The sequence below is a fragment of the Streptomyces cyaneofuscatus genome, assembly GCF_042718795.1.
Lineage (GTDB): Bacteria > Actinomycetota > Actinomycetes > Streptomycetales > Streptomycetaceae > Streptomyces > Streptomyces cyaneofuscatus_A.
The window spans coordinates 202,890-226,837 of sequence record NZ_JBHXOX010000006.1 but is presented as its reverse complement, the minus strand read 5'-3'; the positions used below and the strand labels follow the sequence as shown (position 1 = coordinate 226,837).

The following is a 23,948-nucleotide window of genomic DNA, read 5'->3' as shown; positions in this document are numbered from 1 at the left end:
GCAGGGGACCAACCCTGGTCGTAACTCCGCACAGGACCGCTCGCCGGCGAGCGGTCCCCCGGGGAATGGTGACAGACAAACGACGAGGACGCGGCACGGCCCCGACCCGGCCCCGGCCCGGAACCGCCCACTCTACCGGGCCGGGTATGCGCCGGGTCAGTGCTCCGGGTTGCTCGTGACCAGTTCGGTGAGGACGCCGTGGCAGTCCTTGGGGTGCAGGAACGTGATCCGGGACCCCATCGAACCCGTCCTGGGCTCGTCGTACAGCACGCGGACGCCCTTCCCGCGGATGTCCGCGGCGTCCCCGTCCACGTCCGCCGTTCCGAAGGCGATGTGGTGGACGCCCTCCCCGTTCTTTGCCAGCCACTTGCCGACGGCGGAGTCCTCCCGCGTCGGCTCCAGGAGCTGGAGGTACGAAGCCCCGCCGTCCGAGGTCTCGTTGATCTTGAGCATGGCCTCCCGGACGCCCTGCTCCTCGTTGATCTCGCTGTGGAACACCTCGAATCCGTACGTGGCACGGTAGAACTCCACCGTCCTGTCCAGGTCGAAACAGGCGATCCCGATGTGGTCGATTCGCGTCAGCATGGATTCAGCATGGCTTCGCACCCCCGCTCCCGCCACGGTTACACAACGTGCGCGCCGTCACACCGGCTGCCGGATGACGGGCGCGGTACCGCTCAGTACATTCAGGTAAACCCTCGTTCACATCCGATCCCAAGGGGCCGAGCCCATGCCAGCAACGACCGGTACCACCACCTCAGTGATCGTCGCGGGCGCCCGGACGCCCATGGGCCGTCTCCTCGGCTCCCTGAAGGGCTTCTCCGCGGCCGACCTCGGCGGCTTCGCGATCAAGGCGGCGCTGGACCGGGCCGGGATCGGCGGCGACCAGGTCCAGTACGTGATCATGGGCCAGGTGCTCCAGGCCGGCGCGGGCCAGATCCCCGCCCGCCAGGCCGCCGTCAAGGCCGGCATCCCGATGAACGTGCCCGCGCTCACCATCAACAAGGTGTGCCTCTCCGGGCTCGACGCCATCGCGCTCGCCGACCAGCTCATCCGCGCCGGCGAGTTCGACGTCGTGGTCGCCGGCGGCCAGGAGTCCATGACCAACGCCCCGCACCTGCTCCCCAAGTCCCGCGAGGGCTACAAGTACGGCGCGATCGAGATGCTCGACTCGATGGCGTACGACGGTCTCACCGACGCGTACGAGAACATCCCCATGGGCGAGTCCACCGAGAAGCACAACAGCCGACTCGGCCTCGACCGCGCCGCCCAGGACGAGATCGGCGCCCTCTCCCACCAGCGGGCCGCCGCCGCCCAGAAGAACGGGATCTTCGACGCCGAGATCACCTCGGTCGAGATCCCGCAGCGCAAGGGCGAGCCCGTCGTCTTCGCGAAGGACGAGGGCATCCGCCCCGAGACGACCGTCGAGTCCCTCGGCAAGCTGCGCCCGGCCTTCGCCAAGGACGGCACGATCACCGCGGGCACCTCCTCGCAGATCTCCGACGGGGCCGCCGCGGTCGTCGTCATGAGCAAGGCGAAGGCGCAGGAGCTGGGCCTGGAGTGGATCGCCGAGATCGGCGCCCACGGCAACGTCGCGGGCCCGGACAACTCCCTCCAGTCGCAGCCCTCGGGCGCCATCCGGCACGCCCTGAAGAAGGACGGCCTGGCCGTCGAGGACCTCGACCTGATCGAGATCAACGAGGCGTTCGCCGCCGTCGCCGTCCAGTCCATGAAGGACCTCGGCGTCAGCTCGGACAAGGTCAACGTCAACGGCGGCGCCATCGCGCTCGGCCACCCGATCGGCATGTCCGGCGCCCGGGTCGTCCTGCACCTGGCCCTGGAACTGCAGCGGCGCGGCGGCGGCACGGGTGCCGCGGCGCTCTGCGGCGGCGGCGGCCAGGGCGACGCGTTGATCATCCGCGTCCCGGGCAAGTAACACCGTACGGATACACCGTACGAAGACGAGGGCAAGGCGAGAACGGAGCGGTGAACGTGGACCTGGACGTCCCCACGCTGGTCGAGCAGGCGCGAGCAGGCAGGCCGCGTGCGGTGGCCCGGCTGATCTCGCTGGTGGAGGGGGCGTCCCCGCAGCTCCGCGAGGTGATGGCCGCTCTGGCCCCGCTGGCGGGCCGTGCGTACGTCGTCGGGCTGACGGGCTCGCCGGGCGTCGGCAAGTCCACCTCCACGTCCGCTCTCGTCTCCGCCTACCGCCGGGCGGGCAAGCGGGTCGGCGTCCTCGCCGTCGACCCGTCCTCCCCGTTCTCCGGCGGCGCCCTGCTCGGCGACCGGGTCCGGATGTCGGACCACGCCTCCGACCCCGGCGTCTACATCCGCTCCATGGCCACCCGGGGCCACCTCGGCGGCCTCGCCTGGTCGGCCCCGCAGGCGATCCGGGTGCTGGACGCGGCGGGCTGCGACGTGGTGCTCGTCGAGACGGTCGGCGTCGGCCAGTCCGAGGTGGAGATCGCCTCCCAGGCCGACACCTCCGTCGTCCTGCTCGCCCCCGGCATGGGCGACGGCATCCAGGCGGCCAAGGCCGGAATCCTGGAGATCGGCGACGTCTACGTGGTCAACAAGGCCGACCGCGACGGCGCCGACGCCACCGCCCGCGAGCTGAACCACATGCTGGGCCTGGGGGAGTCCCGCGGCCCCGGCGACTGGCGCCCCCCGATCGTGAAGACGGTCGCCGCCCGGGGCGAGGGCATCGACGAGGTCGTGGAGGCCCTGGAGAAGCACCGCGCCTGGATGGAGGAGCACGGCGTCCTCGCCGAGCGCCGCGCGGCCCGCGCCTCCCACGAGGTCGAGACGATCGCGGTCACGGCGCTGCGGGAACGCATCGCGGACCTGCGCGGCGACCGCCGTCTGCACGCCCTGGCGGAGCGCATCGTGGCGGGGGACCTGGACCCGTACGCGGCGGCGGACGAGCTGGTGGCGGGGCTGACGGGGAGCTCCTGAGCCTGAGGTGATGCCGAACGGCCCCGTATCGCGGCTGCGACAGGGGGCCGTGGTGGTGCGGAGGTTCCGGGCGGCGGGCGGTCAGTCGTCGTCGCGGTCGTCGTTCCGGTCGTCGCGGTCGTCCGCGCGGTCGTCCCGGTCGTCGTCCCCTTCGTCGTCGCGGTCCACGGTGACCTTGCCGGTCTTCGCGTCGACCTTCAGCTCGTGCTGCTTGCCGTCCTTGCCGGTGATGTCGACGTCCCAGCGCAGGACGCTGCCCTTGCGGCCGCTGTCGTCGTCATCGTCATCGTCGTCCAGGTCGATCGACGTGATGCTGCCCGGCGCGGTCTTCAGGGCCGCCTCCGCCGCCTGGTTCAGGGTGACCGTGGAGGCGCGGGGCGCGTTGCGGTCGCGGTCGTCGTTGTCGTCGTCCTCGCGGGTCTTGAGGACCTTGCCGGTGGTGGCGTCCACCGTCACGTCGTGCCAGGTCTTGTCGGAGCCGTGGACGTCCAGCTCCCAGACCGTACGGCCGCCGTCGTCGTCATCGTCATCGTCGTCGAGACCGGCCTCCGTGACCGTGCCGGGGGCGCTCTTCAGCGCGGCGGCCACGGCCTGGTCGAGCGTGACGGAGGTGGTCCTGGCAGGGGCCTGGTCCTTGCCGTCCGTCGTCGGCTGCTGGACCGACGTACCGGTCCTGCGGTCGTCGCCGTCGTCCGCGAAGGCGACGGTGGCGGCGGCCGTGCCGCCGATGAGGACGGCGGCGGTGACGGCGGCGATGGTGACGTTGCGCTTCATGAGGGTCCTCCCCGAGAGCTGCTGTGCTGTGCTGGTTGACGGGGTCCACACTGCCGACCTCTTGCTGAACGCAGCCTGAAGCCTCCTGAAGGCGTCTTCAGGTGGAGTTTGCGAGGCTGTGCGCATGCGCCTGTTGATCGTGGAGGACGAGAAGCGTCTCGCGGTGTCCCTCGCCCGGGGACTCACCGCCGAGGGCTTCGCCGTGGACGTCGTGCACGACGGGCTCGAAGGGCTCCACCGGGCGAGCGAAGGCGGCTACGACCTCGTCATCCTCGACATCATGCTGCCCGGCATGAACGGCTACCGGGTCTGCGGTGCCCTGCGCGCCGCCGGGCACGAGGTGCCGATCCTCATGCTGACCGCCAAGGACGGCGAGTACGACGAGGCCGAGGGGCTCGACACCGGCGCCGACGACTACCTGACCAAGCCCTTCAGCTACGTCGTCCTCGTCGCCCGGGTCCGCGCCCTGCTGCGCCGACGCGGCGCCGGGACCGCCGCCCCCGTCCTCACCGTCGGCACCCTCCGCATCGACACCGCCGCCCGCCGAGTCCACCGGGGCGAGGACGAATGCACGCTCACCGCCAAGGAGTTCGCGGTGCTGGAGCAACTCGCCCTGCGCGCCGGGCAGGTGGTCAGCAAGGCGGAGATCCTGGAACACGTCTGGGACTTCGCCTACGACGGCGACCCGAACATCGTGGAGGTCTACATCTCCACCCTGCGCCGCAAGTTGGGCGCTGATTCCATTCGTACGGTGCGTGGCGCCGGCTACCGGCTGGAGGCGGGATGAGGTCCGTACGGGCCAGGGCCGCCATCGGCGCCACCCTGGTCGTCGCCGTCGCCCTGGTCGCCGCCGGGCTCGCCGTGCTCTCCGTGCTGCGGACCAACCTGATCGACCAGGCGGACCTCCAGGCGGAGGTCGCCGCCCGGGAGGTGGCCGGGCAGCTCGCCCTCGACACCGCCTTCGCCGATCTCGACCTGGACGACGAGGAGGACCACCCGGTCCAGGTGACCGACGAGGAGGGGCGGGTGGTGTTCGTGTCCCAGGGGCTGCGGGCCATCTCCGGGACCGCCTCGCCGGGCGTCAGCCCCGTACCCTCCGCCTCGGCCGGCGCCACCCCCTCGCCCGGGGACGACGATGACGACGGCGACGACGAGGACGGTGGCGACAGCGCGCGGCCCGCACGCGGCGAGGTCTCCTCCGACGACCCGGACTTCTCCGACGGCACCGCCACCGTGGACGGCAAGCGGGCCGACTACCGGTTCGCCGCCGTCGAGGCGACCACCCCCGCCGGACTCACGCTGACCGTCCACGCGGGCGCCCCGCTCGCCGCCGAGCAGGAGGCCGTGAACACCGTGCGCGGGGCCATGCTGACCGGGCTGCCGCTGCTGCTGGCCGTCGTCGCCGGGGTGACCTGGCTGGTGACCCGGCGCGCGCTGCGGCCCGTCGAGGGCATCCGCCGCGAGATGGCCGCGATCACCGCATCCGAGGACCTGGCCCGCCGCGTCCCGGAGCCCGGCTCACGCGACGAGATCGCCGCGCTGGCCAGGACCACCAACGAGACGCTCACCGTCCTGGAGGCGTCCGTGGAGCGTCAGCGGCGGTTCGTCGCGGACGCCTCGCACGAGCTGCGCTCCCCGATCGCCTCGCTCCGTACCCAGTTGGAGGTGGCCGAGGCCCACCCGGAGCTGCTGGACCTCCCGGGCGCGGTCGCCGACACCGTACGCCTCCAGGTGCTGGCGGCGGATCTGCTGCTGCTGGCCCGGCTGGACGCGGGGGAGAAGCCCGGCGCCGCCCGCCTGGAGGTGGGGGCGCTGGTGCGCGAGGAGGTGTCCCAGCGGACCGGCGACCGGATCCCGGTGACGGTGGAGGTGGAGGCGGCCGAGGGCGCTTCGTACGAGGTGAACGGGTCGCGCGGGCAGGTGGCCCGGGTCGTCGGCAATCTGCTGGACAACGCCCAGCGGCACGCGGAGAGCCTGGTCGCCGTCCGGGTCGCGGCCGACGGGTCCGGGGTGCGGGTGGAGGTCCGTGACGACGGGACCGGCGTTCCGGAGGACGAGCGGGAGCGGATCTTCGAACGGTTCGTCCGGCTGGACGACGCCCGCAGCCGTGACGACGGCGGCGCCGGTCTCGGCCTCGCCATCGCCCGGGACGTGGCCACGCGCCACGGCGGAACGCTCACGATCCACGAGGCGCCGGAAGGCGGCGCGGCGTTCCGGCTCTGGCTGCCGCGCGCGGCGTGAACGTGGCCTGACCGAAGCCGTACGCCGCCGCGGCCTGACCGGCCCTGTGGCCTGACCGGCCCCGCGAAGGCGCCGGTCAGGCCGCAGGCGTCACGGCTTCCCGCGCCGCCCCCGCAGGTGCTCCGCGATCGGCGTCAGCGCCGCGTGCAGCTCCGCCAGGGCCTCCGGGGAGAGCAGGTCCATGAAGTGGTTGCGCACCGATTCGACGTGGTGCGGGGCGACCTTGCGCATGGTTTCCGCGCCCAGCTCGGTGAGGACCGCGTACAGCCCGCGCCGGTCCGACTCGCAGTGCGTACGGCGGACCAGGCCCGCGCTCTCCATCCGGGTGATCTGGTGCGAGAGCCGGCTCTTGGACTGCAGGGTGGCGGCGGCGAGGTCGCTCATCCGCATCCGCTGGTCCTCGGACTCGGAGAGGTTGACCAGGATCTCGTAGTCGTTCATGGTCAGGCCGAACGGCTGGAGGTCCTTCTCCAACTGGTGCATCAGCAGCCTGCTGACGTCCAGGTGGGTGCGCCAGGCGCACTGCTCCGTGTCGCTCAGCCAGCGGGTGGCCGTCTCGGTCTCCATATATCGATTCTACCTAAGATGTTGAAAGCCGGACGAAATTAAGAGGTGTGACGACAGGCACCCCGGAACCGGCGGAGTGTCGACGGGGTGGCATGCAAGGACCGACGGCTGGGTGCAGACGTTCGACGTCACACTCCGCAGCCTACCGCTCACAAGCCGAAGCGACGCTGGAGGTCCCCCAGCTGGCCGGGCATGCGTGGTGCGGATCCGCCGCCCGGAACGCCCGGTTCACCCGGCACAGCGCCCGTCGCCTGCTCGGCCATCAGTGCCTCGCTGGACTGGAGCAGCACCGTGCCCGCCCCCACGAACTCGAACTGGTGCTCCTCTCCCGAGGTGCCGCCGATGCCCGTGAGTGACCGGATTCCGCCCATCACGCCCGTCATGTACCCGTGGTCGTAGTGGTGGCACGGTGAGGGGCAGTCGGCCCAGCCCACCAGCGCCTGCGGGTCGACCCGCAGCGGCGGCTCCATGAAGACCACCGGACCGTTCGACGCGGCCACGAACTTCCCCGTACCGATCAGCGTCACGAACCCCGGCACGATCGACTGCTTCAGCGCCAGCGACGGGTCGAACGCCAGCAGGTTCCCCGACCGGATCGTCAGGTTCCCCTCGTCCAGGTCGAAGGAGTTCACATCGAAGGCCCGGTCCGCGAGCAGCATCTTCCCGCTGCCCTCGGCCACCACCCAGTCACTCGCGTGCAGCGGCGAGTGGAAGCTGGAGCGCACCAGCCGGTCGAACCGGCCGTGCCCGATGCCGTCGAAGTTGATCTGCCCGTAGTAGGCGATCATCTTCCCCTTCTGCAGGAACCACCGGCTCCCCTTGAGCTCCACGCAGAAGGTGTAGGAGTTGACGTTGTCGTCCGACGGCAGCGTCATCGGATCGAAGATCACAGGGGTACTCACGACTTCTCCTCGATCGGCTTCTCCCCGACGGTCACCGGCGTGCTCACAGCTTCTCCTCCGATGCCTGGACGTACACCGCGCCGTTCCCGCTCAGCTCGAGCTGGAACGCCTCGCCGGAGCCGCGCCCCACCATGTCCCGCCAGCCGACGGCCGTGGAGAGCTTGTTGCGTACGTCCCCGTGGTGGGCGACGTACGCCTGCGGGTCCACGTGGATGTCCCGGCCGGGGGTGATCGGCAGTTCGATCACCCCGCCGTGCGCCATCACCGCGACCGCGCCGTGCCCCTTGAGGGTGGTGGTGAACAGGCCCTGGCCGGTCACCTGGCCGCGCACCATGCCCATCACCCCGCCCTGCGAGCCCATGAACATCGTGCCCTGCTGGAGGGAGCCGTCGAAGGCGAGGAGGCGGTCGGCCTCCACGTACAGGGTGTCGCCGGCCAGGTTGATCACCTGGATGTGGTGGCCACCGTGGCCGAACATCACCGTCCCCGAGCCCTCGACCGTCATGAGCGGGGTCGCCTCGCCCGCCACCCGGCGGCCGATCATCGAGGCGAAGCCGCCCTGGCCGCCCTGGATGTTCGGGGTGAAGGAGACCTCGCCCCGGTAGGCCAGCATCGCGCCGCGCTGGCTGAACAGCTTCTGGCCCGGGACCACCGTGGCCTCGATCATCTTGGAGTTGATCTCCCGGAACGGCATCAGACATCGCCCCCGACGGTGTTGCGCTCGCTCGGCTGTACGTAGACCAGGCCGTCGCCCTCGAAGCGGATCTGGAACGCCTCGCCCGAGCCCTCGCCCATCAGCGTCCGGAAGTTCACCCCGGACTGGAGGTGCTGCTGGAGGTGGCCCTGGTGGGCGATGTACGCGCCGGGGTCGACCATCAGCGGATACTGCGGGGTCACCCGCAGGATCACCGCCCGGCCGTCCGACGTGATCGCCGCCTGGCCGGTGCCCTCCACCGTGGTGGTGAACAGGCCGTTGCCGCTCGCCCCGCCGCGCAGGCCGGTGAACGTGGTCCCCGTGCGCAGGCCGGAGTCGGTGGCCAGCAGGTTGCTCGCCTCCACGTACAGCTTGTCGCCGTGCAGGGAGACCAGGCTGATCTCGCTCGCCCGGTCGGCGAAGTAGCAGGTGCCCTGCCCGGACACCTCCATCACCGTCATCTGTTCGCCGGTCAGCCGGCGGGTCACCATCCCACGGAGGCCCTCACCGCCGCCGGACAGCTTCTTGAAGCTCACCCGGCCGTCGTACGCGACCATCGAGCCGTTCTTCGCCTTGACCACATCGCCCGTCAGATCGACGGCGAGCGTCTTGCTGCCTTGGAGTCGGAACATCGCCACGCGACGAAGGTAGCCGCCCGCCCCCCGCTCCGGCCAGGTCCCACGGAACCGTTACGCCCCTGATGCTCCCCTGATGCGCACCTGGACCGGTCCTGATGATGCGCGCCCCGACCGGCCCTGATATGCGGCGATACGCGCGCCCGCGCACGCGCCAGGCCCCCGGCGGCCGGGGCGGGGCGGCGCGATGCCACAATGGGAGCGGCTTGTGCCCGCGTTCACAAGCCCACGCGACCCCCTCCCACCGAAGGTGCCCCTGTGGACATCAAGACCGCTTCCGCCCTGCACCGGCTGCGCCTCATCTCGATTCCCGAGGCGCTGTCCTTCCCGGCCCTGATCCTCTTCGGCTCGGTCCTCAGCCGGGTCTCGGACATCGACTTCCTGATGATGCCGCTCGGCATGATCCACGGCGTGCTCTTCGTGATCTACGCCGTGTTCCTGCTCGACGTCTGGATGAAGGCCAAGTGGCCGCTCAAGCGCGTCGCCCTCTTCTTCGTCCTGTCGCTGATCCCCTTCGGCGGCCTCTACGGCGACAAGCTGCTCAAGAAGTACGAGGCCGACGGCGTCATCGCCGCCCGCGCCCGCCGCGAGGGCACGGTCAGCGCATGATCGTCGCCTTCTCGGTCTCCCCGCTCGGTGTCGGTGAGGACGTCGGCGAGTACGTCGCCGACGCCGTGCGGGTCGTACGGGAGTCGGGTCTGCCCAACCGGACCGACGCCATGTTCACCTCCATCGAGGGGGAGTGGGACGAGGTCATGGACGTCGTCAAGCGCGCCGTGGCCGTCGTCGAGGCCCGCGCCGGACGCGTCTCCCTGGTACTGAAGGCCGACATCCGACCTGGTGTCACCGACGGCCTGACCTCGAAGGTCGAGACGGTGGAGCGGTATCTCGCCCCCTGACGTCCCGTCGGCCCGCGGCCGGCCCGCGTTCACCCGATAAGCCCCCGGCGCCACACGGCCGGGGGCTTTTCCGGTCCCGGATCAAAAACCCCTCACTCGGACCTGCCAAGTCGACACGCCGTTGCCTGTCCCCTTCTGTGGGGATATCAACCCGTTCGACAGTGGGAGGCACGGTGCGGTCGGAGGGCTACGACTACGACACCTACAGCCGGCTCGCGGGTCCGCTCACCGAGCCGGACCCGGAGGGATACCGAGTCCGGTACCGATCCCTGCTCTCGAGCGAGAAGCACCGAATAAGGGCCGTCCTCCTGATGACGCTCGCCCCGGTGCTCACCGCCACCCTGATGCTCTACCTGGTCTGGCCCACGCACTGGACCGAGCGGGAGAACGGGGAGCGGTGGCTCGTCGTCGCCGACACCGCGATGCTGGTCTCGATCGGCCTGATCGGGCTCTTCATGCTGGTCAACGTGGTCTCCATCGCGCACGCCACGATGGTCGCGCGCGACCCCGTACCCGTGACGCCCGAGCCGGGCACCCGGGTCGCCTTCCTCACCACGTACGTCCCCGGCAAGGAACCGCTCTCCATGGTGCGCGCCACCCTGAAGGGCGCGGTGCGCCTCACGCACGACGGGCCGCTGGACATCTGGCTCCTCGACGAGGGCGACGACCCGGCCGCCCGGATGCTCTGTGCGGAGCTGGGGGTGCACCACTTCACCCGGCGCGGGGTGCCCGAGTGGAACCGTAAGAAGGGCGTCCACAAGGCGAAGACGAAGCACGGCAACTACAACGCCTGGATCGCCCTGCACGGCGACGCCTACGACTTCTTCGCCTCCGTCGACACCGACCATGTGCCGATGCCCAACTTCCTGGAGCGGATGCTGGGCTACTTCCGCGACCCGGACGTCGCCTTCGTCGTCGGCCCGCAGGTCTACGGGAACTACGACTCGGCCGTCACCAAGGCCGCCGAATCGCAGCAGTTCCTCTTCCACGCACTGATCCAGCGCGCGGGCAACCGCTACGGCGCCCCGATGTTCGTCGGCACCAACAACGTCGTCCGCACCGCCGCCGTACGCCAGGTCGGCGGGCTGTACGACTCCATCACCGAGGACATGGCGACCGGCTTCGAGATGCACCGCCGCCGCAACCCCCTCACCGGCCGCTTCTGGCGCTCCGTCTACACCCCCGACGTGCTGGCCGTCGGCGAGGGGCCCGCGTCCTGGACGGACTTCTTCACCCAGCAACTGCGCTGGTCGCGGGGGACGTACGAGACGCTGTTCAAGCAGTACGGCAAGGCGCTGTTCCGGGTGCCGCCCGGCCGGCTCCTCAGCTACACCCTGATGCTCGTCTACTACCCCATGACGGCCGTCAACTGGCTGCTGGGTGTGCTCAGCTGTGTGCTCTTCCTCTGGTTCGGCGCGTCCGGAACCCAGGTCGCCGCCTCCATCTGGCTGATGCTCTACAGCGACGCGGCGGCCCTCCAGATCGGGCTCTACCTCTGGAACCGGCGCCACAACGTCTCCCCGCACGAGCCCGAGGGCTCCGGCGGCCTCGCCGGGATGGCCATGTCCGCGCTCTCCGCGCCGATCTACCTCAAGTCGCTCGGCTCGGCGGTGCTGCGCACGGAGGGCCGGTTCGTCGTCACGCCCAAGGGCGGCCAGGTCTCCCCGGACCGGCTGCTCACCTTCCGTATCCATCTGGCCTGGGCGGCGGTGCTGTTCTCCTCGCTCGCCGCCTCGGTCTACCTGGACCACACACATGTCGCGATGCGGACCTGGGCGACGCTGGGGCTCGCGATATCCCTGTCGCCGGTCGCGGTGTGGGTCTGGACGGAGTGGCGCGACCGGCGTACGCGGGCACGCAGCGCCGTCCCCGCAACGGCAACCGCAACCGCACCCGCACCCGCTCCCGCGCCTGCTCAGGCGCCCGCGCCCGCCCCCGTACAGCAGGCGCTGCCCGAGCCGACGTATCTGACCACCAAGACCACGACCACGACCAGCGCCCCGGCGACCAGCAGCGCGAGTGCCGGTGCCACCGCCGCCACCACGGCAGGAGGGAACTGACCCATGGCCTACCGGCCTTCGAAGAAGATGCGGAAGACGCTCCTGGGCGGCGGCGCCGTGGTCGTGCTGGCGGGGCTCAACGCCCCGGCGGCGCTCTCCTTCGCGGAGGACCAGTACCACGCGTACAAGATCGCCCAGCCGAAGTACCAGGCGGAGTACGGTTCCTGGAAGCGGGTCGACATCCCGGAGGAGTACCGCACCAACGCCATCCACGCGGCGCTCCTGCACACCGGGAAGGTGCTGATCGTGGCGGGCTCCGGCAACGACGAGAAGAACTTCGACGCGGGCACCTTCGACACCGTGCTGTGGGACCCGGCCGAGAACGTCTTCCAGAAGATCCCCACCCCGGAGGACTTCTTCTGCGGCGGCCACGCCCAGCTCCCCGACGGGCGCCTCCTGATCGCCGGCGGCACCGCCCGCTACGAGGTCCTGGACGACAAGGTGAAGCGGGCCGGCGGCGGGATGCGGGTCAAGAACGAGAACCCGGACAAGCCGCTGAAGCTGAAGAAGGGCACGGTCTTCCGCTCGCCGGCCGGTGTCGAGTACGCCGCCAAGTTCGACGTCACCGTGCCCAGGGCGAAGCGCGACTTCGAGGTCACGTACTTCGAGAGCGGCCAGATGAAGCCGTGGAAGACGAAGGTGACGGCGGCCGAGCAGCGGGTCTTCGTGGAGGCGGTGAACGACGGCGTCGAGGCGGTGGCGGCCGAGGCCGCCCAGTACGAGATCGTCGGGCTGAAGGGCAAGGAGGCGGCCAACTCGTACGGGATCGCCGAGAAGATCACCATGGACAAGCAGGACTTCCAGGGGATCAGGGCCGCCTACGAGTTCGACCCGACGGCGGAGAAGTACATCAAGGTCGACCCGATGAAGGAGGCCCGCTGGTACCCGACGCTCGTCGGCCTGGAGGACGGCCGGGTGCTCTCCGTCTCCGGTCTCGACGACGTCGGCGCGATCCTGCCGGGCGACAACGAGATCTACGACCCGAAGACCAAGAAGTGGTCCAAGGGTCCGTTCCACTACTTCCCGACCTACCCGGCGCTCTTCCTGACCAAGGGCGGCAAGCTCTTCTACCCGGGCGCCAACGCGGGTTACGGACCGGCCGACAAGGGGCGCGAGCCGGGGATCTGGGACATCAGGAAGAACACCTTCACCAAGGTGCCCGGTCTGACCGACACCGACGAGCTGGAGACGGCGGCCTCGCTGCTGCTGCCGCCCGTGCAGGACCAGAGGGTGATGGTGCTCGGCGGGGGCGGGGTCGGTGAGTCCAAGAAGTCCACGGCCCGCACGGCCGTCATCGACCTGAAGCAGGCCAGCCCGGCCTTCAAGCCGGGCCCCGATCTGCCGCAGGGTACGCGCTACCTGAACAGCGTGATCATGCCGGACGACACCGTCTTCACCAGTGGCGGATCCGAGGACTACCGGGGGCGCGGCAACAGCAACATCCTCAAGGCGCAGTCCTACGACCCGAAGACCAACACCTTCAAGGAGGCGGCCGAGCCGACGGTCGGCCGCAACTACCACTCCGAGGCGCTGCTGCTGCCCGACGGCCGGGTCGCCACCTTCGGCTCCGACTCGCTCTACGGCGACAAGGACAACACCAAGCTCGGCAAGTTCGAGCAGCGCATGGAGGTCTACACCCCGCCCGCCCTGCACCGGGGCAAGGACAAGCGGCCGGTGATCGGGGACGGCCCCGAGGCGGTCGAGCGCGGGCAGACGGTCACGTACAAGAGCGCCGAAGCGGACCGGATCGCGACGGCCCGGCTGATGCGGCCGAGCGCGGTCACCCACACCACGGACGTGGAGCAGCGCTCCATCGAGCTGGGCCTGAAGAAGAGCAAGGGCGAGGTCAGCGTGAGCGTGCCGGACGACCCCACGCTGGTGCCGCCCGGCTGGTACATGCTCTTCGTCACCGACACCGACGGCATCCCGTCCGAGGCGAAGTGGGTCAAGGCGTCCTGAGGGCCGGAGGCCTCGCACACGGTACGACGACGAGGTAGCGGGCCCTGCGGAAACCGCGCCCCTGCGGTTCGCGTGGCGATCGGATCGTCATATGAGAGCTTTTCCGCTCGTTCGGCGGGAGCGGTCACGGCGCTCGCATGCGACCGTACGGTCCAATCTCAAACATCCGTTCGGGCGACGGTGGTGGTGAGGTGCCCCGTGACGCCTGGGGCGCTCTGCCTACGGTCCGCAGCATGAATCGGACGAGTCTGATCACCGTGACCGCATGCACCCTGTGCCTGGCGGCAGCCGCACCGGCCTCCGCCGACTACACGGGCAACCCGCTGGGCGGCAGCAACGGGTTCGGCGTCGTCGTCGAAGGCGACGCCACCCTGGGCAGCACCGAGACCGAGGGTGCCGTCGCCATCGGTGGCAACCTGACCATGGGCCCCGGATACAACGTGGGCCTCAGAACGCCCGGCACCTTCACCGCTCCCGGCGACGCCGTGCCGACCGCCCTTCTGGTGAACGGCCAGGTCGACTGGGCAGGCAGCTCCCAGCAGGGCGTGCTGCGCGTCCTCAGCAACGGTTACCTCAAGGTCGGCGACCCCACCGGCAGCGACGCCCTGAACCAGGACGCCAACGGAGCCCAGGTCAGCACGCGCGAGGTCGTGGAAGGCGCCGGTTACGACTCCACGCCGCGCATCGAGACGACGGCCCGCCAGAGCGAGGCGAATGTCCACCAGAGCGGCCTCATGGACTTCGGCGCGGCCTTCGCCGCCTTCCGGGAGCGCTCCACGGACATCGCCGCCTGTTCCGCCGACGTCCTCCTCCGGGACGACCAGGGCGAGCCGCTGCCCGACCAGGGTGCCGTACCGCTCGGCAGCCGGGCGCATATCCGACTGGCCGCCGGGCAGACCAACGTCCTGAACATCACCGGCGAGAACCTCGACAACCTCGCCGAACTCGACTTCGACGACGAGCCCACCGCCTCCACCCCGCTGGTGATCAATGTGGACACCACCGGCAGCGCGGGCACCTACTCCTGGAGCATCCCGGAGCTGGCGGGCGTCTCGGGCAACCAGGCCCCCTACATCCTGTGGAACTTCCCCGACGCCACCGATATCACCATCACGGACGGCGACTCCCTCGAAGGCACCCTTTACGCGCCGCGTGCCAAGGTCACCGACCTGGACCCCTCGAACATCGAGGGGCAGATCATCGCCAGGGAGCTGATCGCGGGGCCGCTGACCGGGGGTGGCTCAGGTGCGGTCAACGCCGGCGAGATCCATGAGTTCCCCTTCGACGCGGACATCGTGTGCACCTCCACCCCCACCCCGACTCCGACCCCCACCGAGCCGACGCCGACGCCGACCGAGCCGACGCCGACGCCGACCGAGCCGACGCCGACCCCCACAGACTCCACGCCGACTCCCACCCCGACTGAGCCGACTCCCACTCCCTCGCCGACCGAACCCACTCCCGGCCCGACCTGGTCGAGCGAGCACCCGCACCCCACGCCCTCGGACCCCTACGGACACGGACCCGACCACGAACTGGCGAACAGTGGATCGTCGGGCATGGGCTTCCTCGCGGGCGGCGCGCTGCTGGCCGCTGCCGGCGGTCTGGCCCTGAAGCTGCGCCGGCGCCCGCGCCACTGACGCCGCCGGCGGAGTCCAGGGCGCGGGACCGGCCCCGCTGTTCCTGACCCGCTGAGCGCGCGGTGTCGTGCTCCAAGGGCCACGACACCGCGCGCCTGGTTCAGGACTTCGCGCGCTCAGCCAGTCCCAGCGCGTACTCCGGCCACCACGTGCCCGCCTCCGGGCCGCCCCGGCAGGTGCCGTCCGACTCGCCGGGCCGCTTGATCCACAGGTAGGCGTCGAGCCGGTCGTCGCGGGTGTCGGTGGTCGGGGGCGTGCCGAGCGCCCGGCCGGGCGGGTTGCACCAGGCCTCGGCGCGGTCCCCGGTGAGGGGGCCGCCGCCGTTGCGACTGGTGTCGATCACGTAGTGCGCGCCGCCGCCGACGGCGTCGGAGAGGAGGGCCCCGTACTCCTTCACGCTCGCGTTCGACTGGAAGTTGGAGACGTTCAGCGAGAAGCCGTCGGCCCGGTCGATCCCGGCCTGGCGCAGCGGCTCGGCGATCTTGGACGGTTCCTTGATCCAGTCGGGGTTGCCCGCGTCCAGGTAGACCTTGGTGCGCGGCTGGGCCTTGAGCGTGTCCACGGCCTCGGAGAGCAGTTGGTAGCGCTCGGCGTGGTGCTCGGGCGGGGTGCAGCCGTCAGCGATGTGGGGGAGGGCGTCGGGCTCCAGGATGACGGTGGCCGGGGCGTCGCCGATGGCCTCGGCGAACTCACCGAGCCAGGACCGGTAGGCGTCCGCGTCCTTGGCCCCGCCCGCGGAGTAGAGCCCGCAGTCGCGGTGGGGGATGTTGTACGCGACGAGCAGGACGCTCTTCTTCGTCTCGGCCGCGGCCTTCGCGGCGGCGACGATCTCGGGCCCGGGCGCGTCCCAGGCGGGCCAGAGCGCCACCGGCCGGTCGGCGATCCGCCGCAGCGCCTTCGCGTCGTCCTCCCGGCCCGCCCGGTCCCAGGCACGCACCTGGTGGGCGGCGTCGCTGTCCGGGTCCACCCAGTAGGGGGAGGCCGCGCTCGGCGCCGGTTCCCCGCGTACGGGGTCGGCCTCGGCGGCCGTGGGGCTCGCGCCGCCCGGTGCGGAGCAGCCCGCCGTGAGGGCGGCCGCGAGAGCGGCGGCGGCCAGGGCGGGGGGAACCCCGAAGACACTGCGGACTCGGGAAACGGTTCTACGGCCGGACATCCAGCCCCCTCGGACGGCGGTGGCTCTCACGGATACGGGACGGCGTGGTGCCGGACGGCACAGCGGAAGGCTGAGCGCGGGCAGACGTCAGCAATCGTGACATATCGGTCACCGAGAGTGGTGCCACGACACCATCCGTCACCGGCCTCCGCTGAGGCATCGGCCTGCTCAGACGCCGGCCGCCAGCGTGATCCCCAGCGGCGTCCGCTCGTACAGCACCTGGTGTCCGTACCGCCGCGACGTCAGCAGCCCGGCCCCCCGCAGCACCGACAGATGCGCCGACACGGAGGACGGCGCGAGGTCGAGCCGGTGGGCCAGGGTGCTCGTCCCGGCCGGTTCGTCCAGCGCGCACAGGACGTCCGCGCGGACCCGGCCCAGCAGCCGGGCCAGGGCCTGCGGCGTCTGTTCGCCGGCCTCGCTCCACAGCCCGCCGATCCCGCGCGCCGGGTAGATCAGCCCCGGCTGCCACGGCTCCAGGTGGCCGCCCACCACCTCGGGCCAGACGAAGACGCTCGGCATCAGCACCAGGCCCTGGCCGCCCAGCACCTGTTCGTGGTCGCCGCGCGTGCCCTTGACGGTGAGCGTCGAACCGTTCCAGCTCAGCTGCGTACTCACCTCGCCCAGCAGCCCCGCGAGCCCGCTGTCCGCGAGCTTGCGCGAGTGGTACGCGATGTCCGCCTCCAGCAGCGCCCGCAGCCGGGGCCAGTACGGCTCGATCAGCGCCTGCCAGGCCCGCTCCAGCAGATCGGCCAGCTTCCGCACACTCCGCGCCGGATCGGCCAGCAGCCGGCGGCCGGTCGCCGACTCCCGGGCGCCGGGCCGCTCCAGAAGCGCCAGCTCCATGTCCGCCCGCGCCACCTCCGGATCGACCGCCCGCACGCCCGCGATCTCCTCCTCGAAGGTGGCGAGCGGGCCGATCGGGGGCGGGCAGATGAAGTCCGGGTTGTGGCCGCCGTCGGGCATCAGAAGCCAGAGCGGTTCGAGGTCGAGCGCCGCCGCCGCGTCCCGGATCCGCCGGAGCCACGGCAGGTGGTAGCCGTGGCGGTGGTGGCGGGCCAGGGTGCGCACCGCCTCCTGGGTCTCGACCAGCGGCGAGAGCGCGAACCGGCAGCGCAGCAGGTCGCTCTCGTCGAAGTGCAACCGGAACGGCATACCGGCCCCCGCCCACGCGTCGAAGATTCGTCCCCAGCCGAAAGTCTAGAGCGCGCGGCCGTCCCGCCTCAGGCTCCTGCCATGTCCCAGCCGTCCTCGTCCACCCAGCCGTCCTCGTCCACCCCGCCCTCCTCCACCCCGCCCACCGGCTACCGCGCCGTCTTCCGCGTCCGCGAGTTCCGGGCCGTCTTCGCCGCCCACCTGCTCTCACTCCTCGGCGTCGTCGTCAGCGAACTCGCGCTCACCGTGCTCGTCTACGACCTCACCGGCTCCCCGCTGCTCAGCGCCCTGACCTTCGCGCTGGGGCTGCTCCCGTACGTGATCGGCGGGACGCTGTTCGCCGGGGTCGCCGACCGCTACCCCGCCCGCCGCGTCCTCGTCGTCTGCGACCTCGTCTGCGCGGCCTGCGTCGCCGTGATGCTGGTGCCCGCCACTCCGGTCGCCGGACTCCTCGCCCTGCGCTGCCTGGTGGCCGCGATCGCGCCGGTCTTCACCGGGACCCGGATGGCCGCGCTCACCGACATCCTGGGCGACGGCGACCTCTACGTCCTCGGCCGCTCGCTCCTGCGGATCGTCTCGCAGAGCGCGATGCTGATCGGCTTCGGTGCGGGCGGCGCGCTGCTCACCGTGCTCTCCCCGCGCGGCGCGATCACCGTCACCGTGGTCACCTTCCTCTGCTCGGCGGCCCTCCTCCGCCTCGGCACCCGCGACCGCCCGGCCCGTACGGTCTCCGGCGGCGGCTCCACCACCCTGCTCCGGGAGTCGCTCTCCGGCGCCCGGCTGATCCTGGGCGACCGCCGCATCCGGGCGCTGCTGCTCCTGTTCTGGCTGCCCGCGATGTTCGTGGTGGCCCCGGAGGCGCTGGCCGCCCCGTACGTGGCCGAGATCGGCGCCGGTCCGGCCGCACTCGGGCTGCTGCTCTGCGCGATGGCGGTGGGGCACGTGGGCGCCGAGCTCTTCGTGGGATCCGCGCTCCGCCCCCGTACCCGCTCCCGGATCGTGCTGCCCATCGCCGCCGTCGGCCTGCTCCCGCTGGTGGTGTACGTGGTCCGGCCCGGCCTGCCGCTCGCGCTCGCCGCCCTCGCGCTGGCCGGGACGGGGGCGGCGTACGTCATCGGGCTCGACCAGTGGTTCGTGGACGCCGTGGAGCCGGAGCTGCGCGGCCGGGCCATGACGCTGCTCACCGCCGGACTGATGACGATCCAGGGCGCCGGGATGGCGCTGGCGGGGCTCGCGGCCGACTTCTTCCCGGTGCACCACGTGGTCGCCGGATCCGGAATCATCGGTACCGTCGTCACGCTCCTCGTCGCCGCCGAGGTCCGCCGTACGACCCCCGGACAGATGTCCGATACCGAAAGGCGAGACGGGGCTGACCGGCATATGACCAGTCGGTAAGGTCGATGCCGTGCCGAAGCCGCTCAGCCTTCCTTTCGATCCCATCGCCCGTGCCGAGGAACTCTGGCATCAGCGCTGGGGGCCCGTGCCCTCCATGGGGGCGATCACCTCGATCATGCGGGCGCAGCAGATCCTGCTGGCGGAGGTGGACGCGGTCGTCAAGCCGTATGGTCTGACCTTTGCCCGGTACGAGGCCTTGGTGCTGCTCACCTTCTCCAAGGCGGGCGAGCTGCCGATGTCCAAGATCGGGGAGCGGCTGATGGTGCACCCCACCTCGGTCACCAACACGGTGGACCGGCTGGTGAAGTCCGGCCTGGTCAGCAAGCGCCCCAACCCGAACGACGGGCGCGGCACGCTCGCCTCCATCACCGACAAGGGGCGCGAGGTCGTCGAGTCGGCCACCGAGGACCTGGTCGCGATGGACTTCGGCCTCGGGGTGTACGACGCGGAGGAGTGCGGGGAGATCTTCGCGATGCTCCGGCCGCTGCGGGTGGCGGCGCAGGACTTCGACGAGGGGTGAGCGAGGCCCGGGGGTGCTCCGGGCGCGCTCCGGGGCGTGCTCCTGGGGTGCTCCGGGCGCGCTCCGGCGTGCTCCGGGGGGTGCGCGAAGATCGCCCCGGCCGTCCCGTTACGCTCGTGTCCATGAAACAGAACGTGCTCACCCGCTACCGGGTGATGGCTTACGTCACCGCCATCTGGCTGCTCGTCTTCACGGTGGCGATCATCGCGAAGTACGCCTTCGACACCGGCGACACCATGGTGATCTCCCAGATCCACGGCGTGCTGTTCATCGTCTACGTCATCTTCGCCTTCGACCTCGGCTCCAAGGCGAAGTGGCCGTTCGGCAAGCTCCTGTGGGTGCTGGCGGCCGGCTGCATCCCCTTCGCCTCCTTCTTCGTCGAGCCGAAGGTCAGCCGCGAGGCCCAGGCGCTGGTCACCAAGCCCGCCGCGGAGCCCGCGAAAGCCTGATCCGCGAGGCACCCCTGGCACCCCTCACCGCCCCGCGCAAAGCGCCGGGCGGTTTGCCATCGACATTTACTAGGACGTCCTAGTAAATTCGAAGCATGGACGCTGACGCGATCGAGGAAGGCCGCCTCCGCTGGCAGGCCCGTTACGACAAGGCCCGCAAGCGTGACGCGGACTTCACCACGCTCTCCGGGGACCCGGTGGAGCCGGTCTACGGGCCGCGCCCCGGCGACACGTACGAGGGGTTCGAGCGGATCGGCTGGCCGGGGGAGTACCCCTTCACCCGGGGCCTGCACCCGACCGGCTATCGGGGCCGCACCTGGACCATCCGCCAGTTCGCCGGCTTCGGCAACGCCGAGCAGACCAACGAGCGCTACAAGATGATCCTCGCGGCGGGCGGCGGCGGCCTCAGCGTCGCCTTCGACATGCCGACGCTGATGGGCCGCGACTCCGACGAACCGCGCTCGCTCGGCGAGGTCGGCCACTGCGGGGTCGCCATCGACTCCGCCGCCGACATGGAGATCCTGTTCAAGGACATCCCCCTCGGTGACGTCACCACCTCCATGACGATCAGCGGCCCCGCCGTCCCCGTCTTCTGCATGTACCTGGTCGCCGCCGAGCGCCAGGGCGTCGACCCGGGGGTGCTCAACGGCACGCTCCAGACCGACATCTTCAAGGAGTACATCGCGCAGAAGGAGTGGCTCTTCCAGCCCGAGCCCCACCTGCGCCTCATCGGCGACCTGATGGAGCACTGCGCCTCCGCCATCCCCGCCTACAAGCCGCTCTCCGTCTCCGGCTACCACATCCGCGAGGCCGGGGCGACGGCCGCGCAGGAGCTGGCGTACACCCTCGCGGACGGCTTCGGCTACGTGGAGCTCGGCCTCTCCCGGGGCCTGGACGTCGACACCTTCGCCTCCGGGCTCTCCTTCTTCTTCGACGCCCACCTCGACTTCTTCGAGGAGATCGCCAAGTTCCGCGCCGCCCGCCGCATCTGGGCCCGCTGGATGAAGGAGACGTACGGCGCCAGGACCGACAAGGCGCAGTGGCTCCGCTTCCACACCCAGACCGCCGGGGTCTCCCTCACCGCGCAGCAGCCGTACAACAACGTCGTACGGACGGCCGTCGAAGCCCTCTCCGCCGTGCTCGGCGGCACCAACTCGCTCCACACCAACGCCCTGGACGAGACCCTCGCCCTTCCCTCCGAACAGGCCGCCGAGATCGCGCTCCGCACCCAGCAGGTGCTGATGGAGGAGACCGGCGTCGCCAACGTGGCCGACCCGCTGGGCGGCTCCTGGTACGTGGAGCAGCTCACCGACCGGATCGAGGCCGAGGCCGAGAAGATCTTCGACCAGATCAGGGAGCGCGGCACCCGGGCCCACCCCGACGGGCAGCACCCGATCGGACCGATGACCTCCGGCATCCTGCGCGGCATCGAGGACGGCTGGTTCACCGGCGAGATCGCCGAGTCCGCCTTCCAGTACCAGCGGGCCCTGGAGAAGGGCGACAAGCGGGTCGTCGGCGTCAACGTCCACCACGGCTCCGTCACCGGCGACCTGGAGATCCTCCGGGTCAGCCACGAGGTCGAGCGCGACCAGGTCAGCCAGCTCACCGCCCGCAAGGCCGCCCGGGACGACGCGAAGGTGGGCGCCGCGCTGGCCGCGATGCTGGCCGCCGCCCGCGACGGCTCGAACATGATCGCGCCGATGCTGGACGCGGTACGGGCCGAGGCCACGCTCGGCGAGATCTGCGAGACGCTGCGCGAGGAGTGGGGCACGTACACGGAGCCGCCGGGGTTCTGAGCCGTACGGGGACGTTTCGGGAGGGCCCTTCAGCTCCTACGGGCCCTCCCCGCCGAACACCACCGTGAACAGCGCCCCGCCGCCCGGCGCCGCCCTCGCTGTCAGCTCCGCCCCGTGCGCGCGGGCGATCTGCCGGGCCATCGCGAGCCCCAGCCCCGAGCCGGGGAGAGCGCGGGCGGCCTCGGCGCGGTAGAAGCGGTCGAAGACGTACGGGAGATCCTCGGGCGCGATCCCGGGCCCGTGGTCCCGGACCGTCAGCTCAAGCCCACCCTCGTAGGCGGTCAGCCCCACCTCCACCGGCGCGTCCGGCGGGCTGAACTTGGCCGCGTTGTCCAGCAGGTTGGTCAGCAGCCGGGCCAGCCGCGCCGGTACGCCGGGCCGTGTCGCCCCCGCCGCGCCGGGACTTGTGGACAGCTCGAACCGGACGCGCGGCCAGTGCGTCCGGGCCATGGCCACCGTCTGCTCCGCCAGCTCCGCGATCCGCACCTCCTCCAGCAGCGGCGACGGCTCCTCGTCCCGGGCCAGCTCGATCAGGTCGTTCACCAGTCCGGCCACCTCCCGGATCTGCCGCCCGAGCGCCCCCGAGGCCCGCTCGCGCTGCGCGGGCGTGAGTCGGTCGGCGCGGGCCAGCAGCTCCGCGTTGGTGCGCAGAGCCGTCAACGGGGTCCGCAGCTCGTGTGAGGCGTCCGCGACCAGCCGGCGCTGGGCGCTCACCGACTGCTCCAGCTCCCCGAGCATCGTGTTGAAGCTGGCCGCCAGCCGGGTCACCTCGTCCTGCCGCCCCGGCGGCCCCGGCGGCAGCTCGATGCGGTGGCGCGGGTCCCGGGTCGCCGCGATCCGCTCGGCGGTCGAGGTCAGACGGGCGACGGGAGCCAGGCCCGTGCGCGAGACGGCGTACCCGAGCAGCCCCGCCAGCAGCACCCCCGCCCCGCCGACCGCCGCCAGCAGCACCGCCGCCTGCCGCACTCCCTTCTCCACCGGGTCCGCGCGCAGCGCCACCTGGAGCGCCCGCCCGTCCCCGAACGGGGTGGTCAGCATCCGCAGCGGCTGCCCGAACCGGGTGACGTTGCTGAAGTACGGGGCCCGCGTCCCCGCCGCCACCTCCCGTACGGGGGCGGCGACGGGCAGCAGATAGGCGGCCTCCGGGTCCGCCGCCGGGTCGGCCGGGACGACCTGGGCGCAGGCGGGCGCGGAGAGGTAGCGGCACTCACCGGCGATGATCTGCGGGCCCTCGCCCCGGTTCTCCTGGACCACCCGGGTCGCGGACTGGGTCAGGGACAGGTCCAACTGGTGCAGCAGCTCGTAGCGGATGACGAAGAACGCCGCGGCGCACACCCCGACCGCGACCAGCGCCACCGCCGCCGAGGCCGCCAGCGCGAGCCGCGTACGCAGTGGCCGCCTCCGCCGCCACCGGCTGCCCAGCCTCCGCACCCCGCTCACGCCACGTCCAGCCGGTAGCCGAGCCCGTGCACGGTGTGGACGAGACGCGCCTCACCGCCCGCCTCCAGTTTCCGCCGCAGATAACCCACGTACACCGCGAGCGAGTTGGAGTCCGGCCCGAAGTCCTGGCCCCAGACCCGCTCCAGGATCACCTCGCGCGGCAGCACCTGACCGGGGTGGCGCAGGAGCAGCTCCAGCAGGGCGGCCTCCGTGCGGCTGAACTCCACGGGCCGCCCCGCCCGCCGCCCCGTCCGCGTCACCGGATCCAGGGTCAGGTCCGCGAAGGCCAGGTCCCCGTCCGGTGCGGGCGACGCGGCCCGCCGCAGCAACGCCCGTACACGCGCCACCAGTTCGTCCAGCGCGAACGGCTTCACCAGATAGTCGTCGGCCCCCGCCTCCAGACCGTCCACCCGCTCGGCCACCGAAGACAGCGCGGTCAGCACCAGCACCGGCGTCCGGTCCTGCACCGCCCGCAGCCTCCGGCAGACGGCCAGACCGTCGAGCACCGGCATCATCACGTCCAGGACCACCGCGTCCGGCTCCCAGGCGGCCACCGCCGACAGCGCGGCCAGCCCGTCGCCGACGCCCCGGACCTCGTACCCCTCGATCCGCAGCCCGTCCTCCACGGCGGCCCGCACTTCCGGCTCGTCCTCGGCCACCAGAATCCTGTTCATAGCCCGAAGCCTGCCAAACCGGACTCTTAGAACCTTCTTAGGC

At 71.4% G+C, this 23,948-nt stretch carries 23 protein-coding genes; 13 read left to right on the top strand and 10 right to left on the bottom strand.

Going from position 1 to position 23,948, the window contains the following annotated elements; genetic code table 11:
* Positions 1–156: 156 nt before the first annotated feature.
* On the bottom strand, positions 157–585 hold the full coding sequence (gene mce, locus ACFWRT_RS08600) for a methylmalonyl-CoA epimerase (protein ID WP_380950025.1): 429 nt from the start codon (positions 583–585) through the stop codon (positions 157–159).
* 145 nt (positions 586–730) lie between these two features.
* Between mce and ACFWRT_RS08595 the strand changes: the two genes are divergently transcribed.
* The gene (locus ACFWRT_RS08595; RefSeq protein WP_380950024.1) at positions 731–1,936 is read left to right on the top strand and encodes an acetyl-CoA C-acetyltransferase; all 1,206 of its coding nucleotides are present in this window, start codon (positions 731–733) and stop codon (positions 1,934–1,936) included.
* Between the two features lie 50 nt (positions 1,937–1,986).
* A complete protein-coding gene (gene meaB / locus ACFWRT_RS08590) occupies positions 1,987–2,955 on the top strand; it encodes a methylmalonyl Co-A mutase-associated GTPase MeaB (protein ID WP_380950023.1) in 969 nt (322 codons plus the stop codon).
* An 81-nt stretch (positions 2,956–3,036) separates the two neighbouring features.
* Here the strand turns inward: meaB and ACFWRT_RS08585 are convergent, their stop codons facing one another.
* Positions 3,037–3,729: a PepSY domain-containing protein gene (locus tag ACFWRT_RS08585; RefSeq protein WP_380950022.1), complete on the bottom strand. Its 693-nt coding sequence runs from the start codon at positions 3,727–3,729 to the stop codon at positions 3,037–3,039.
* A gap of 124 nt (positions 3,730–3,853) precedes the next feature.
* Between ACFWRT_RS08585 and ACFWRT_RS08580 the strand changes: the two genes are divergently transcribed.
* Positions 3,854–4,516: a response regulator transcription factor gene (locus ACFWRT_RS08580; protein WP_380950021.1), complete on the top strand. Its 663-nt coding sequence runs from the start codon at positions 3,854–3,856 to the stop codon at positions 4,514–4,516.
* Positions 4,513–5,970: a sensor histidine kinase gene (locus ACFWRT_RS08575; protein WP_380950020.1), complete on the top strand. Its 1,458-nt coding sequence runs from the start codon at positions 4,513–4,515 to the stop codon at positions 5,968–5,970. The genes ACFWRT_RS08580 and ACFWRT_RS08575 overlap by 4 nt, the downstream gene beginning before the upstream one ends.
* A 90-nt stretch (positions 5,971–6,060) precedes the next feature.
* On the opposite strand, the gene ACFWRT_RS08570 is transcribed toward ACFWRT_RS08575, so the two are convergent.
* From ACFWRT_RS08570 to ACFWRT_RS08555, 4 genes are all read right to left on the bottom strand, one after another.
* Positions 6,061–6,537, bottom strand: coding sequence for a MarR family winged helix-turn-helix transcriptional regulator (locus ACFWRT_RS08570; protein WP_380950019.1), 477 nt, complete (start codon positions 6,535–6,537; stop codon positions 6,061–6,063).
* A 149-nt stretch (positions 6,538–6,686) separates the two neighbouring features.
* Entirely contained in the window at positions 6,687–7,439 is a 753-nt protein-coding gene (locus tag ACFWRT_RS08565) for an AIM24 family protein (RefSeq protein WP_356832126.1), read from the bottom strand.
* Positions 7,440–7,482: 43 nt separating this feature from the next.
* A complete protein-coding gene (locus tag ACFWRT_RS08560) occupies positions 7,483–8,133 on the bottom strand; it encodes an AIM24 family protein (RefSeq protein ID WP_202591728.1) in 651 nt (216 codons plus the stop codon).
* Positions 8,133–8,765, bottom strand: coding sequence for an AIM24 family protein (locus tag ACFWRT_RS08555; protein ID WP_380950083.1), 633 nt, complete (start codon positions 8,763–8,765; stop codon positions 8,133–8,135). The genes ACFWRT_RS08560 and ACFWRT_RS08555 overlap by 1 nt, the downstream gene beginning before the upstream one ends.
* 261 nt (positions 8,766–9,026) lie before the next feature.
* Between ACFWRT_RS08555 and ACFWRT_RS08550 the strand changes: the two genes are divergently transcribed.
* The 5 genes from ACFWRT_RS08550 to ACFWRT_RS08530 all read left to right on the top strand — a co-directional run bounded on the left by ACFWRT_RS08550 (position 9,027) and on the right by ACFWRT_RS08530 (position 15,326).
* Complete coding sequence (locus tag ACFWRT_RS08550) at positions 9,027–9,377, top strand: DUF3817 domain-containing protein (RefSeq protein ID WP_047178856.1); 351 nt, start codon at positions 9,027–9,029, stop codon at positions 9,375–9,377.
* Complete coding sequence (locus ACFWRT_RS08545) at positions 9,374–9,667, top strand: MTH1187 family thiamine-binding protein (protein WP_380950018.1); 294 nt, start codon at positions 9,374–9,376, stop codon at positions 9,665–9,667. The genes ACFWRT_RS08550 and ACFWRT_RS08545 overlap by 4 nt, the downstream gene beginning before the upstream one ends.
* Positions 9,668–9,840: 173 nt before the next feature.
* Positions 9,841–11,727, top strand: coding sequence for a glycosyltransferase family 2 protein (locus ACFWRT_RS08540; RefSeq protein ID WP_380950017.1), 1,887 nt, complete (start codon positions 9,841–9,843; stop codon positions 11,725–11,727).
* Positions 11,728–11,730: 3 nt separating this feature from the next.
* A complete protein-coding gene (gene glxA / locus ACFWRT_RS08535) occupies positions 11,731–13,686 on the top strand; it encodes a radical copper oxidase GlxA (RefSeq protein ID WP_380950016.1) in 1,956 nt (651 codons plus the stop codon).
* Positions 13,687–13,919: 233 nt separating this feature from the next.
* Positions 13,920–15,326, top strand: a complete 1,407-nt coding sequence (locus ACFWRT_RS08530) for a collagen-binding domain-containing protein (protein ID WP_380950015.1) — start codon at positions 13,920–13,922, stop codon at positions 15,324–15,326.
* Between the two features lie 100 nt (positions 15,327–15,426).
* Here ACFWRT_RS08530 and ACFWRT_RS08525 read toward each other — a convergent pair whose 3' ends face one another.
* Both ACFWRT_RS08525 and ACFWRT_RS08520 read right to left on the bottom strand, forming a co-directional pair.
* Positions 15,427–16,479 (bottom strand): glycoside hydrolase family 6 protein, encoded by a 1,053-nt coding sequence (locus ACFWRT_RS08525; RefSeq protein ID WP_380950014.1) that lies wholly within the window; start codon positions 16,477–16,479, stop codon positions 15,427–15,429.
* A 168-nt stretch (positions 16,480–16,647) separates the two neighbouring features.
* On the bottom strand, positions 16,648–17,631 hold the full coding sequence (locus tag ACFWRT_RS08520) for an ArsR/SmtB family transcription factor (protein ID WP_380950013.1): 984 nt from the start codon (positions 17,629–17,631) through the stop codon (positions 16,648–16,650).
* Between the two features lie 81 nt (positions 17,632–17,712).
* On the opposite strand from ACFWRT_RS08520, the gene ACFWRT_RS08515 reads away from it, so the two are divergent.
* From ACFWRT_RS08515 to ACFWRT_RS08500, 4 genes are all read left to right on the top strand, one after another.
* Positions 17,713–19,026 carry an MFS transporter gene (locus ACFWRT_RS08515; RefSeq protein WP_380950012.1) on the top strand — a complete coding sequence of 438 codons (1,314 nt, stop codon included), beginning with the start codon at positions 17,713–17,715 and terminating at the stop codon, positions 19,024–19,026.
* A gap of 10 nt (positions 19,027–19,036) precedes the next feature.
* Entirely contained in the window at positions 19,037–19,546 is a 510-nt protein-coding gene (locus ACFWRT_RS08510) for a MarR family winged helix-turn-helix transcriptional regulator (protein ID WP_161268193.1), read from the top strand.
* Between the two features lie 122 nt (positions 19,547–19,668).
* A complete protein-coding gene (locus ACFWRT_RS08505) occupies positions 19,669–19,995 on the top strand; it encodes a DUF3817 domain-containing protein (protein ID WP_032758652.1) in 327 nt (108 codons plus the stop codon).
* A 95-nt stretch (positions 19,996–20,090) separates the two neighbouring features.
* Positions 20,091–21,791 carry an acyl-CoA mutase large subunit family protein gene (locus ACFWRT_RS08500; RefSeq protein WP_380950011.1) on the top strand — a complete coding sequence of 567 codons (1,701 nt, stop codon included), beginning with the start codon at positions 20,091–20,093 and terminating at the stop codon, positions 21,789–21,791.
* A gap of 36 nt (positions 21,792–21,827) precedes the next feature.
* Here ACFWRT_RS08500 and ACFWRT_RS08495 read toward each other — a convergent pair whose 3' ends face one another.
* Entirely contained in the window at positions 21,828–23,231 is a 1,404-nt protein-coding gene (locus ACFWRT_RS08495; protein WP_380950010.1) for a sensor histidine kinase, read from the bottom strand.
* Positions 23,228–23,905 carry a response regulator transcription factor gene (locus ACFWRT_RS08490; protein WP_380950009.1) on the bottom strand — a complete coding sequence of 226 codons (678 nt, stop codon included), beginning with the start codon at positions 23,903–23,905 and terminating at the stop codon, positions 23,228–23,230. The genes ACFWRT_RS08495 and ACFWRT_RS08490 overlap by 4 nt, the downstream gene beginning before the upstream one ends.
* Between the last annotated feature and the right edge of the window lie 43 nt (positions 23,906–23,948).

Excerpts from the sequence above, each read along its gene's own strand:
- mce (WP_380950025.1), bottom strand. The coding sequence starts at position 585 with ATGCTGACGCGAATCGACCACATCGGGATCGCCTGTTTCGACCTGGAC.
- ACFWRT_RS08595 (WP_380950024.1), top strand. The coding sequence starts at position 731 with ATGCCAGCAACGACCGGTACCACCACCTCAGTGATCGTCGCGGGCGCC.
- ACFWRT_RS08585 (WP_380950022.1), bottom strand. The coding sequence starts at position 3,729 with ATGAAGCGCAACGTCACCATCGCCGCCGTCACCGCCGCCGTCCTCATC.
- ACFWRT_RS08580 (WP_380950021.1), top strand. The coding sequence starts at position 3,854 with ATGCGCCTGTTGATCGTGGAGGACGAGAAGCGTCTCGCGGTGTCCCTC.
- ACFWRT_RS08575 (WP_380950020.1), top strand. The coding sequence starts at position 4,513 with ATGAGGTCCGTACGGGCCAGGGCCGCCATCGGCGCCACCCTGGTCGTC.
- ACFWRT_RS08570 (WP_380950019.1), bottom strand. The coding sequence starts at position 6,537 with ATGGAGACCGAGACGGCCACCCGCTGGCTGAGCGACACGGAGCAGTGC.
- ACFWRT_RS08560 (WP_202591728.1), bottom strand. The coding sequence starts at position 8,133 with ATGCCGTTCCGGGAGATCAACTCCAAGATGATCGAGGCCACGGTGGTC.
- ACFWRT_RS08555 (WP_380950083.1), bottom strand. The coding sequence starts at position 8,765 with ATGTTCCGACTCCAAGGCAGCAAGACGCTCGCCGTCGATCTGACGGGC.
- ACFWRT_RS08545 (WP_380950018.1), top strand. The coding sequence starts at position 9,374 with ATGATCGTCGCCTTCTCGGTCTCCCCGCTCGGTGTCGGTGAGGACGTC.
- glxA (WP_380950016.1), top strand. The coding sequence starts at position 11,731 with ATGGCCTACCGGCCTTCGAAGAAGATGCGGAAGACGCTCCTGGGCGGC.
- ACFWRT_RS08530 (WP_380950015.1), top strand. The coding sequence starts at position 13,920 with ATGAATCGGACGAGTCTGATCACCGTGACCGCATGCACCCTGTGCCTG.
- ACFWRT_RS08525 (WP_380950014.1), bottom strand. The coding sequence starts at position 16,479 with ATGTCCGGCCGTAGAACCGTTTCCCGAGTCCGCAGTGTCTTCGGGGTT.
- ACFWRT_RS08520 (WP_380950013.1), bottom strand. The coding sequence starts at position 17,631 with ATGCCGTTCCGGTTGCACTTCGACGAGAGCGACCTGCTGCGCTGCCGG.
- ACFWRT_RS08515 (WP_380950012.1), top strand. The coding sequence starts at position 17,713 with ATGTCCCAGCCGTCCTCGTCCACCCAGCCGTCCTCGTCCACCCCGCCC.
- ACFWRT_RS08505 (WP_032758652.1), top strand. The coding sequence starts at position 19,669 with ATGAAACAGAACGTGCTCACCCGCTACCGGGTGATGGCTTACGTCACC.
- ACFWRT_RS08500 (WP_380950011.1), top strand. The coding sequence starts at position 20,091 with ATGGACGCTGACGCGATCGAGGAAGGCCGCCTCCGCTGGCAGGCCCGT.
- ACFWRT_RS08490 (WP_380950009.1), bottom strand. The coding sequence starts at position 23,905 with ATGAACAGGATTCTGGTGGCCGAGGACGAGCCGGAAGTGCGGGCCGCC.